Below are 12,375 nucleotides of genomic sequence, written 5' to 3' on the forward strand. Positions count from 1 at the left end.
CCCTTTTTTTATAGGGTTAAAATTTAAAATATTAGTTTTTAACAAATATTTATTAATAAGTTAAAATCACGACGTCTAAGTTTTCAATCTGTTATATTTGTAATATCAAAACTATACATCATGATTGTTTGGGGTTTATTCTTAGCACTAATTTTTATCTTTTTGGCTCTGGATTTGGGTGTTTTTAATAAAAATCCACATGTTATTAGTTCGAAAGAAGCCGGAATCTGGACCGGAGTTTGGGTTACGCTTTCCTTCGCATTTTCCGGAGTTGTAAATTGGCTGTACGGCAATAAATTCATCGAGAATCCAACTGGCATTAAACCTTCAGAGGCCACCATAAAGTACATTACCGGGTATTTGATAGAACTATCGTTAAGCGTTGATAACATTTTTATTATTGCTGTTATTTTTGCATCCTTTAAAATATCACGTAAATACCAGCATAGGGTTTTATTCTGGGGAATATTAGGCGCTATAGTTTTTAGAGGATTGATGATTTACTTCGGTGTAATATTGATCAACAAATTCAGCTGGATGACTTATTTGTTTGGAGCATTTTTGTTGTTTACAGCTGTTAAAATGCTAGCTAAAAAGGATGAAGAAGACTTTGACCCTAAAGGATCTTTAATCTATAGAATTATTGGCAGGATTATTCCAATTACAACCCATACTGAGAAAGAGAATTTCTTTACAAAGATTGACAATGTAAATCATGCGACGCCTCTTTTTGTTGCCTTATTGGTAATTGAGGTAATGGATATGCTTTTTGCCCTGGATAGCGTTCCGGCGATATTGGCGATAACATCTGATCCGTTTTTGGTTTTTAGCTCGAATATTTTTGCCATACTCGGATTGCGTTCGATGTATTTCTTTTTGGCCAATATGTTGGAAAAATTCAATCATTTAGAGTATAGCCTGATTGCTATTTTATCTTTCGTGGGAATTAAAATGTTGATTGTTGATTATTATAAATTCCCGGAATGGGTATCCTTAAGTTTCATTGCTTTATCTCTTATCGTAGGCATCGTGGTTTCCATCCTGAAAGCACCTGAAAAAAAATCTCCAGACGAAGAAATCTAAAATAAAAAAAGCCATCTAAAACTAGATGGCTTTCTTTTTATTATTGGTTAAGGTTTAATTTATAACCCAAGTTCCTGTTCCAGTGTTTCCTAAACTGTCAGTACAAGTAACTGAGAAGTTTCCTGTTCCTAAGTTATTCAAATACGCAACAGCGTTATTTGTATTAACAACTGAAATTAAAACATTGTTTTTGTAAATTTTAAGCTCGTAACCTGGTGTTCCTCCATTGATTGTGATAGTAACTAAACCGTTACCTGTTTCACATACGTTAGGATTTGCCCCAACTGTAATGTTAAGTACAATATCTCTATTACAACTAACATAACCATTATCAGTATTACCATCATCAAAATTTTCGTTAAGAGCAGTAGCTACTGCGTTAATTGCTGATGGCGTGTATGCATTAGAACAACCTCCAAGAACATTGTTTGCTATTTGCAAAAATGCTGATATACTAGTTCCGGCAAATGGTCCAGACGCAATAATCAACGAACCTAAACTCGTGTTGCTTGCAGAAAAATTTGGATCTGCAGCATCAAAACCTACTGATAGAGTAAGTGCAAGTATTTGAGAAGATAAAACTCCTCTAGTGTTAGTTGGATTTACAGCACTACTTGTAAGTACCGCTGGGCCTGTTCCTGCTGGCAAGTAAGCAGCAATAGCTGCCGATGACGTAAAGGTAAGAGTATTACCAGCTACACATCCAATCACTACCCCATTAGGGAAAGCTGAAGCAAAGTGTGCATCTCTATAACATCCTGGATTACCTCCATGGCATTCTGTACCGTATCCACCTTGAGTGAATGTTGTGAATTGACCTGCACAACCTTGACTTTGGCTATAAGCAGATGTCATTCCCAACATAACTGTTAGTATAAAACTAATAAGAATTCTTTTTTTCATAATATTTGTGTTTAAAAAGGTTTCAAAAGCCCTTCAATTATGCGAAGGGCTTTATCTCCTCTTATTTAATTAATTATCTTTTAATTACTCTTAAAGTTTTCACTTCACTTCCTTGAGTTACAATTACATTGTAAACTCCTGAAGGGTAACGATCTCCTACTTGTAATCCTGATACTTCATCTGCATTAACCTCACGTTGTTCGATTAATTTTCCAGTCATATCATAGATAGCTACTGCTACTTTGCTTTCACTTGAAGTTGTCATATCTAAGTTAAAGTTTTCGCTAAATGGATTAGGATAAGCTTTAACAATCATAGGATTTTTAACTTCAGTTACTGGAGCTTCGATTTTACAATCAGCACCTCTTGTAACAGTGAATGTTGCACAAACGCTATCTGAATTACAGTTACCTGTAATGCTATAAGTAACTCTTACTGTACCTCCGTAAGTCCAGCTTGGTGCTACTCTGTTGTCTCCACTAAATACTGCAGTTGAACTACATCCTGAACTTACAGTTGTAAACTGGCATAACCATGCATTGAACGCTACGTTAAGTGCATATTGGCTATTGAAGTGAGTGTTTGCATAAGTCACATTAGATGGACCTGCAACATCTACACCACCACCTGCGGTAACTGTAAATCTTCTGGTTACTGTGTAAGTTCCACTAACAGTAGTAGTCTGACCACCACAAGTAACAACAGTTTGTCCACAACCACCTCCGGTGTAAGTCCAAGTAACATCTGCATAACCACCACAAGCTGATGGAATTGTACGAGATGCACCATTGTTTGTCAACGTTCCGTTTCCACCACTTACAGTAGCCGAAGTAAGGAATGATGCCCATGCAGCATTAACCTGTGCCTGAGTTTTACAAGATGGAAGTGTTACATTGTTAACATTGATAGTAACTGATGTTGAACCACCACCGATAGTAAATCTCTTAGTACATGTCATATTATTGCTGCTTCCACAACCTGACTGCTGACCACAAGAACCTACTGTGTAAGTCCAAGTTACATCTGCATATTGTCCACATGTAGTTGGCATAGCTGGAGAAGTTCTTGTCAATGTTCCATTACATCCACCGTCTGCGGTAGTTGAATTCAAGAATGCATTCCAAGCAGCAGTAATCTGAGCCTGAGTGCTGTTTGCAGCAACTGTTACATTGCTTCCACAGTTGAACACAACTTGAGATGGAGCTTCTACTCTGAATCTTCTAGTGATAGATTGTGAATTTGTACTTCCACATCCTGACTGTTGTCCACAAGAAGCTGTAGTAGCAGTCCAAGTAACATCTACATATCCTCCGCATAATGCTGGTGCACTACATTGAGTTCTTGTTAATGTAGTACCACATCCACCTGTTACAGTAGTTGAAGCTAAGAACGCGTTCCAAGCTGCAGTCAATTCTGCTTGAGTACTACATGCTGGTACAGTTACATTGCTTCCAGCGCTGAAAGTAATTGGAGCTGGAGCTGCAACAGTAAATCTTCTGGTAATTGACTGTGAATTTGAAGTTCCACAACCTGATTGTTGACCACATGATCCTACTGTATAAGTCCAAGTCACGTCTACATATCCACCACATAATGATGGCGCACTACAAGATGATCTTGTTAATACTCCTCCACAACCACCTGTTGCAGTAGGCGAGTTCAAGAACGCTGTCCATGCTGCGTTCAATTGAGCCTGAGTGCTACATGCTGGCAATGTAAAGTTGTTTGCTGTAAGAACTACCGGTGCCGGTGGAGTTACAGTAAACGTTCTTGTACAAGATTGAGTTGAAGTTTGTCCTCCACATGCTGTAGAAGTATAAGTCCAGGTAACATTTACAGATCCACCACATGATGATGGTGTAGAAGCTGATGTTCTTGAGAACACTCCATTACATCCACCACTTGCAGTAGTAGAAGCTAAGAATGCATACCAAGCATTATTTACCTGAGTTTGTGAGCTACATGCTGGGATAGTTACATCTGTTCCACAGTTGAATACAACTGGTGTAGATGCAGCTACAGTAAATCTCTTAGTACAAGTTAACTGGTTATTAGCACCACAACCTGACTGAGTTCCACAAGAAGCAACTGTATAAGTCCAAGTCACATCTACATAACCTCCACAAGCTGGTGGTACAGTAGCATTAGATCTTGTTAATACACCTCCACATCCACCACTAGCAGTAGTAGAGTTTAAGAATGCATTCCAAGCTGTATTGATTTGAGCTTGTGTACTACATGCTGCAACAGTTACGTTAGTTCCACAGTTGAATACCACTTGAGATGGTGCTGCTACTGTAAATCTCTTAGTACATGTTACAGTGTTGGTGCTTCCACATCCTGATTGTTGACCACATGAAGCTACAGTGTAAGTCCATGTTACATCTTTATAACCTCCACAAATAGATGGTGCTGTAGTTGCATTGTTTGTCAATACACCTCCACAACCTCCACTAGCTGTAGTAGACGCTAAGAATGTTGCCCATGCTGCATCAACCTGTGCTTGTGTGCTACAAGCTGGTACAGTTACGTTAGTTCCACAATGGAACGCTACCTGAGCTGGAGCAGCTACAGTAAATCTTCTTGTACAATGTACTGAATTAGTGCTTCCACATCCTGATTGAGGACCACAAGAAGCTACAGTATAAGTCCAAGTTACATCTACATAACCTCCACACAATGATGGTGCGCTACATGAAGTTCTTGTAAGTACTCCTCCACAACCACCTGTTGCAGTTGTTGAGTTTAAGAATGCTGTCCAAGCTGCATTTAATTGAGCCTGAGTGCTACATGCTGGTAATGTTACATTCTCTCCACAAGTAATCACTACCGGAGCAGGAGCTGCTACAGTAAATGTTCTTGTACATGATTGAGTTTGTCCACATGAACCTACAGTATAAGTCCAAGTTACACTAGCTGAACCACCACAAATTGATGGTGCCTGCGCTGGAGTTCTTGTCAATACTCCATTACATCCGCCAGAAGCAGTTGTTGAAGCCAAGAATGCTGTCCAAGCTGCATTTACCTGAGCTTGAGTGCTGCATGAAGGAACTGTTACATCAGTTCCACAGTTGAATACAACTGCTGGTGCTGCACCAATAGTAAATGTTCTTGTAATTGTAGAACCTTCATAACATTTGTCAGTAACTCTATAAGTTACAGTTACAGTTCCACCACAATAAGCTGGTGCTTGTGGTGTTCCTTCACCAAAACTTCCAACTGGAGCACATCCTCCGCTTACAGAGAATCCTGCTAACCAAGCGTTGAATGCTGCCGTAGCTGCTGCCTGATTTGCATATGCACATGCATTTGAAGTAAAGTTTGCAGAACCGTTAACCACAACAGCTGGTGCTGGTGTAATTGTAAATGTTCTTGTGATTGAAGAACCTTGGTAACATTTATCAGTAACGTTATAAGTAACTGATACTGTTCCTCCGCAATAAGCTGGAGCCTGTGGTTGTCCATAAGATCCAGATGGAGCACATCCTCCGCTTACAGAGAATTGAGCTAACCAAGCGTTGAACGCTGCTGTAGCTGCTGCCTGATCTGCATAAGTACATGCTGCTGAAGTACTGTTTTCTGGTCCGTTAACTACAACAGCTGGTGCTGGTGTGATTGTAAACGTTCTAGTAATAGTACCTCCTTCGTAACATCTGTCAGTAACTCTATAAGTTACAGTTACTGTTCCACCACAATATGCTGGCGCCTGTGGAGTACCTTCTCCAAAGCTTCCAACTGGTGCACATCCTCCACTTACAGTGAATCCTGCTAACCATGCAGTGAATGCTGCATTAGCTGCATCCTGGTTTGCATAAGTACATGCATTTGAAGTACTGTTTTCTGGTCCGTTAACTACAACAGCAGGAGCTGGTGTAATTGTAAATATAGCTGTTACTGTACCTGTATAACAGTTGTCTGTAACATTATAAGTAACACAAACAGAACCACCACACAATGCTGGAGGCACTGGCTGACCTTGTACTGTTCCAACTGGTGAACATCCTCCACTTACAGTAAATCCTGCCAACCATGCTGCAAATGCAGTATTTAAGGCTTCTTGATTTGCGTAAGCACAAGCACTAGTTGTCAGACCATTTGCATTGATAACAACTGGTGCAGCTGGTGTGATTGTAAATGTTCTAGTGTATGTTGTAGTTTGATAACATTTATCTGTTACTGTATAAGTAACAGTTACTGATCCACCACAGTGTGCTGGAGCTGGAGCTATTTCTCCGAAGCTTCCGATTGGTGCACATCCTCCACTTACTGTAAATCCTTGTAACCAAGTATTGAATGCTGCAACAGCATCATCTTGAGTTGCATAAGAACAAGCAGTTGTTGTACTATTTTCAGGTACATTAACTACTACAGCTGGTGCTGGTGTGATTGTAAATGTTCTTGTAATTGAAGATCCTTCGTAACATTTATCAGTAACTCTATAAGTTACAGATACTGTTCCTCCACAATAAGCTGGTGCCTGTGGTGTACCTTCTCCAAAGCTTCCAACTGGCGCACATCCTCCGCTTACAGAGAATTGAGCTAACCAAGCGTTGAATGCTGCTGTAGCTGCTGCCTGATCTGCATAAGAACAAGCACTTGCAGTACTATTTTCCGGTCCGTTTACTACAACAGCTGGTGCTGGTGTAATTGTAAATGTTCTTGTAATTGAAGAACCATCGTAACATTTATCAGAAACTCTGTAAGTTACTTCAACTGTACCACCACAATAAGCCGGAGCTTGTGGCTGTCCGTAAGATCCAGATGGTGCACATCCTCCACTTACAGAGAACTGAGCCAACCAAGCGTTGAATGCTGCTGTAGCTGCTGCCTGATCTGCATAAGTACATGCTGCTGAAGTACTGTTTTCTGGTCCATTTACCAAAACTGCTGGTGCTGGTGTAATAGTAAATGTTCTAGTGTACGTCGTTGTTTCATAACATTTATCAGTTACTGTATAAGTAACAGACACTGTTCCACCACAATATGCTGGTGCTTGTGGAGTACCTTCTCCGAAACTTCCAACTGGTGCACATCCTCCGCTTACAGAGAATCCTGCTAACCATGCAGTGAATGCTGCATTAGCTGCATCCTGATTTGCATAAGTACAAGCATTTGAAGTGCTATCTTGTGAAGTTGTCACATTAACAGCTGGTGCTGGTGTGATAGTGAAAGTTCTAACGATGAATGAACCTTGGTAACATTTATCAATAACTGAGTAAGATACAGAAACTGTACCACCGCAATATGCTGGTGCATTTATTGGTGCTGTTGGTGATCCTCCTAATATTGAAAGAACTCCAACTGGCGCGCATCCTCCACTTACAGAGAACTGAGCTAACCATGCAGTGAATGCTGCATTAGCTGCATCCTGGTTTGCATAAGTACATGCGTTTGAAGTACTGTTTTCTGGTCCGTTTACTACAACAGCTGGTGCTGGAGTAATTGTAAATGTTCTTGTAATTACAATTGGCTCATAACATCTATCAGTAACTGTATAAGTAACTGTAGTTGTTCCTCCACAATATTGTGGTGCAGAAGGAGTACCTTCTCCAAAGCTTCCAACTGGATTAATTCCTCCACTTACAGAGAACTGAGCTAACCATGCTGCGAATGCTGCGTCAGCTGCTGCTTGGTCTGCATAGATACATGCATTTGAAGAAGTGCTTTCTGGAGCATTAATCACCGGTGGATTAACTGGTGTAATTGTAAATGTTCTTGTAATTGAAGTTGTTTCATAACATTTATCAGTTACTGTATAAGTAACAGATACTGTTCCTCCACAATAGTAAGGAGCTGATGGCTGACCATAAGATCCAGATGGAGCACATCCTCCACTTACAGAGAACTGAGCTAACCATGCTGCAAACGCTGCGTCTGCTGCTGCCTGATCTGCATAAGCACTAGCAGATGTAGTACTGTCAGCTGGTCCGGTTACGATAACAGCAGGTGGTGCTGTAATAGTAAAGGTTGCTGTATGAGTTGTTGTTTCATAACATTTATCAGTAACTGTGTAAGTAACTGTTCTTGTTCCTCCACAATATGGTGGTGGTGTTGGCTGTCCATAAGACCCAACCGGCGCACATCCTCCACTTACTGAGAACCCTGTTAACCATGCTGCGAAAGCTGCATCAGCTGCTGCCTGGTTTGCATAAGAACAAGCTGGTGAAGTACTATCTTGTGCAGATGTTACAACAACAGCTGGTGCTGCAGTAATTGTAAATGTTCTTGTAATTGAAGTACCATCGTAACATTTATCAGAAACTCTGTAAGTTACTTCAACCGTACCACCACAAAATGCTGGTGCCTGTGGTTGTCCATAAGATGCAGATGGTGCACATCCTCCACTTACAGTAAACTGAGCTAACCAAGCATTGAATGCTGCAGTAGCTGCTGCCTGATCTGCGTAGATACATGCATTTGTTGTACTGTTTTCTGGTCCGTTTACAATAACAGCTGGTGCTGGTGTAATAGTGAATGTCGCTGTGTATGTTGTAGTTTGGTAACATTTATCAGTAACTGTATAAGTAACTGTTGTTGCTCCACCACAATAAGCTGGCGCAGAAGGAGTACCTTCTCCGAAGCTTCCTACTGGTGCACATCCTCCACTTACAGAGAATCCTGCTAACCATGCAGTGAATGCTGCGTTAGCTGCATCCTGATTTGCATAGATACATGCACTTGTAGTATTGTTTTGTGCTTGTAATACAACAACTGCTGGTGCAGGAGTTATAGTGAAAGTTCTAGTAATAGTAGAACCTTGGTAACATTTATCAGAAACATTATAAGTAACTGTTACTGTACCACCACAATAAGCTGGTGCTTGTGGCTCTCCATAAGATCCAGATGGCGCACATCCTCCGCTTACAGTGAACTGAGCTAACCAAGCATTGAATGCTGCCGTAGCTGCTGCCTGATCTGCATAGATACATGCATTTGTAGTACTGTTTTCTGGTCCGTTAACGATAACAGCCGGAGCTGGTGTAATGATGAAAACTCTTGTAATTGAAGCTCCTTCATAACATTTATCAGTAACTCTGTAGGTAACACTTGTTGTTCCTCCACAGTAAGGTGGTGCAACTGGCTCTCCATAAGATCCAGATGGTGCACATCCTCCGCTTACAGTAAACCCTGCCAACCATGCATTGAAAGCTGCAGTAGCTTCATCTTGGTTTGCATAAGTACAAGCATTTGTAGTATTGCTTTGTGGTGCATTAATTACAACTGCAGGTGCTGGTGTAATTGTGAATGTTCTTGTAATTGAAGAACCTTCGTAACATTTATCAGTAACATTATAAGTAACTGAAATTGTTCCACCACAATAAGCTGGTGCCTGTGGCTGTCCGTAAGATCCAACAGGTGCACATCCTCCACTTACAGTGAATGATGCCAACCAAGCATTGAATGCTGCAGTAGCTGCTGCCTGGTCTGCATAGATACATGCATTTGTAGTAACATCTGATGGTCCGTTTACAATAACAGCTGGCGCTGGAGTGATTGTAAATGTTCTTGTAATTGAAGAACCTTCGTAGCATCTATCAGAAACCCTGTAAGTAACTGAAACTGTTCCACCACAATAAGCTGGTGCTTGTGGCTCTCCATAAGATCCTGATGGTGCACATCCTCCGCTTACAGTAAACTGAGCTAACCAAGCATTGAATGCTGCTGTAGCTGCTGCCTGATCTGCATAGATACATGCGTTTGTAGTTGAGTCAACTGGTCCATTTACGATAACAGCTGGTGCTGGAGTGATTGTAAACGTTCTAGTGATTGAAGAACCATCGTAACATTTATCAGAAACATTATAAGTAACTGTTACTGTTCCACCACAATAAGCTGGTGCTTGTGGCTCTCCATAAGATCCAGATGGCGCGCATCCTCCACTTACAGTGAACTGAGCTAACCAAGCATTGAATGCTGCCGTAGCTGCTGCCTGATCTGCATAGATACATGCATTTGTAGTGCTGTTTTCAGGTCCGTTTACTACAACAGCTGGTGCTGGTGTAATTGTAAACACTCTTGTATATGTTGTAGTTTGGTAACACTTATCAGTAACCGTATAAATTACTGTAGTTGCTCCTCCACAATATGCTGGTGCCTGTGGTGTACCTTCTCCAAAACTTCCAACTGGTGCACATCCTCCGCTTACAGAGAATCCTGCTAACCATGCATTGAAAGCTGCTGTCGCTGCATCTTGATTTGCATAGATACATGCATTTGTAGTACTGTCTGGTGATGTTATCACATTAACAGCTGGTGCTGGTGTGATTGTGAAAGTTCTTGTAATTGTAGAACCTTGGTAACATCTGTCAGTTACATTGTAAACAACTGTAGTTGTTCCTCCACAAAATGGTGGCGCAACTGGTTGTCCATAATTTCCAACAGGTGCACATCCACCAGTAGCAGTGAACTGAGCTAACCAAGCATTGAATGCTGCTGTCGCTGCTGCCTGATCTGCATAAGTACATGCATTTGTAGTACTGTTTGCTGGTCCGTTAACTACAACAGCTGGTGCTGGTGTAATTGTGAAAGTTCTTGTAATTGTAGAACCTGGGTAACATCTGTCTGTTACGTTGTAAACAACTGTAGTTGTTCCTCCACAAAATGGTGGTGCAACTGGTTGTCCATAATTTCCAACAGGTGCACATCCTCCAGTTGCAGTAAACTGAGCTAACCAAGCATTGAATGCAGCTATAGCTGCATCTTGATTTGCATAGATACATGCATTTGTTGTACTGTTTTCCGGTCCGTTAACGATAACCGCTGGCGGTGTCGGTACAGTAAATGTACTTGAACAAGTTACTGGCTCTACCGCGCAACGCTCAGTAGCACTCCATGTAACAGTAATAGTTCCTCCGCAAGCATTTGGCGCATTAGGCGCGCTTGGAGTTCTTGTAATAACTGGTGAAGTTCCTCCAGTAAAACTAAATGTTGCCAACCATGCATTAAAAGCAGTATTAACCGCATCCTGTGTTAAACATGGAGCAGTTGTAAATGGTTGTGGGCATGTTAAAACAACCGGGTTGTATGCTGGTTGAGTAATAGTTTGAGATGTTGTAGCAATACAACCTTCTGCTGATTCACAAACAATGGTGTAAGTGATTCCTGCTTCGCTTCCTGCTAAACCAGGGAATACTCCTGTTGTATTAGTAGGTCCACTTGGTAAAAGAGTGTAAGTGTACTGACCTATATCAGAAAATTGACCTACCGCTGTAAGGGTCGAAGTTTGACCAAAACATAAGATAGGTGAGTAAGATGATGTAACCGCAACTTTAGAAATCGAAACTGATTTACTACATTCACAAACTGTCGATGGTGAACTTGTCGTATTGGTTGCATTTAATTGTAAGTTGAATTCTGGAGTTCCTGAACCAGGAAACACCATCAAAGATTGCGTAGTTCTATTCGTAAACGCATTGTAAGTAACAGGACCGTAGCTTCTAATAAAAGCTCCAGAAGAGTTACTTGGAAAAGAATATGCAAAATTTGTATTAAACGTCCCGTCTGTGAGACCTGTAAGTGGATTAACGCCGATAACAGGCACTCCACTTCTTGCTACTTCAATATTGATAAGGATATCACCCGAAGTATCATTTGCGTCAGCTACAGCACAAGCCTCAAGTGGTCCTATAAGGTTACAGGATGGCACTAGGGTACCTTGTGCAGAGACTCCTTGAATAAAGGATCCCATAAATAGCATCAAAACTAAAAGGAATTTAAAATTACCTTTCCAGCTTTCGATACAACAATAGAAACGATCTTTGAATCTGGTTTCTACACTGAATAAAGTTGAATTTTTCATGTAATGGTTTTTTAATTAAAGATTACCGATAGAAACCGATTTCGTACAAGAACATGTTTTACTAGCTCCTCTCGAATCTGGCGGATTAATAACCGTTAACTTTACATTAAAGTTCCCGTTTTTATTCCCCGGATTAATAGTCATGTTTGGCTGGCCATTTTGCGTAGCAAAACTTGCCGCAGACGTATTAGACTTAAATTCCCATCTGTAGATTGTTCCAGGAACAGATCTAAGAACCTCAGAATTGATAGTGAAGTTGGATCCTCCGTCTCTAAGACGTTTGGCTTCCAAAACACCATTCAAATTACAGGCAGGCTGTTGAGCAAATAAAAAGTTTGTAAATAGAAATAGTAAAACAAGCAAAAGATAGCTTGGTAATTTACTTTTCTTCTCAGAGTCAATGGAACTTGTAAGCTCTTGTGAGCGGTGCGCTCTACTAAAGTCCATTTTAAAGCCGTTTTCCTCTACAAGTAAATTGTAGTCTCGAATGTGTAAGCATCCCAGAAAATTCAATAAAGTACTGTTTTTCATAATGATTAGGTATTAAATTTATACCACATCATGAATAGGCGCTATTTAGTATTCGGTGA

4 protein-coding genes are annotated in these 12,375 nt (G+C 40.7%); 1 reads left to right on the forward strand and 3 read right to left on the reverse strand.

The window, feature by feature from the left end:
* The first annotated feature begins 120 nt into the window (after nt 1-120).
* Nucleotides 121-1,083, forward strand: a complete 963-nt coding sequence (locus L1S31_RS00485; RefSeq protein WP_236460243.1) for a TerC family protein — start codon at nt 121-123, stop codon at nt 1,081-1,083.
* Between the two features lie 54 nt (nt 1,084-1,137).
* On the opposite strand, the gene L1S31_RS00490 is transcribed toward L1S31_RS00485, so the two are convergent.
* From L1S31_RS00490 to L1S31_RS00500, 3 genes are all read right to left on the reverse strand, one after another.
* Nucleotides 1,138-1,986, reverse strand: a complete 849-nt coding sequence (locus tag L1S31_RS00490) for a hypothetical protein (RefSeq protein WP_236460251.1) — start codon at nt 1,984-1,986, stop codon at nt 1,138-1,140.
* Nucleotides 1,987-2,059: 73 nt separating this feature from the next.
* Nucleotides 2,060-11,785: a T9SS type A sorting domain-containing protein gene (locus L1S31_RS00495; RefSeq protein ID WP_236460270.1), complete on the reverse strand. Its 9,726-nt coding sequence runs from the start codon at nt 11,783-11,785 to the stop codon at nt 2,060-2,062.
* Between the two features lie 15 nt (nt 11,786-11,800).
* Nucleotides 11,801-12,316, reverse strand: a complete 516-nt coding sequence (locus L1S31_RS00500; protein ID WP_236460273.1) for a hypothetical protein — start codon at nt 12,314-12,316, stop codon at nt 11,801-11,803.
* Between the last annotated feature and the right edge of the window lie 59 nt (nt 12,317-12,375).

It is taken from the genome of Flavobacterium wongokense (assembly GCF_021608265.1).
In the GTDB taxonomy this organism is placed as follows: domain Bacteria; phylum Bacteroidota; class Bacteroidia; order Flavobacteriales; family Flavobacteriaceae; genus Flavobacterium; species Flavobacterium wongokense.

Coding starts and splice junctions, on each gene's coding strand:
- L1S31_RS00500 (WP_236460273.1), bottom strand. CDS start 12,316: ATGAAAAACAGTACTTTATTGAATTTTCTGGGATGCTTACACATTCGA.
- L1S31_RS00495 (WP_236460270.1), bottom strand. CDS start 11,785: ATGAAAAATTCAACTTTATTCAGTGTAGAAACCAGATTCAAAGATCGT.
- L1S31_RS00485 (WP_236460243.1), top strand. CDS start 121: ATGATTGTTTGGGGTTTATTCTTAGCACTAATTTTTATCTTTTTGGCT.
- L1S31_RS00490 (WP_236460251.1), bottom strand. CDS start 1,986: ATGAAAAAAAGAATTCTTATTAGTTTTATACTAACAGTTATGTTGGGA.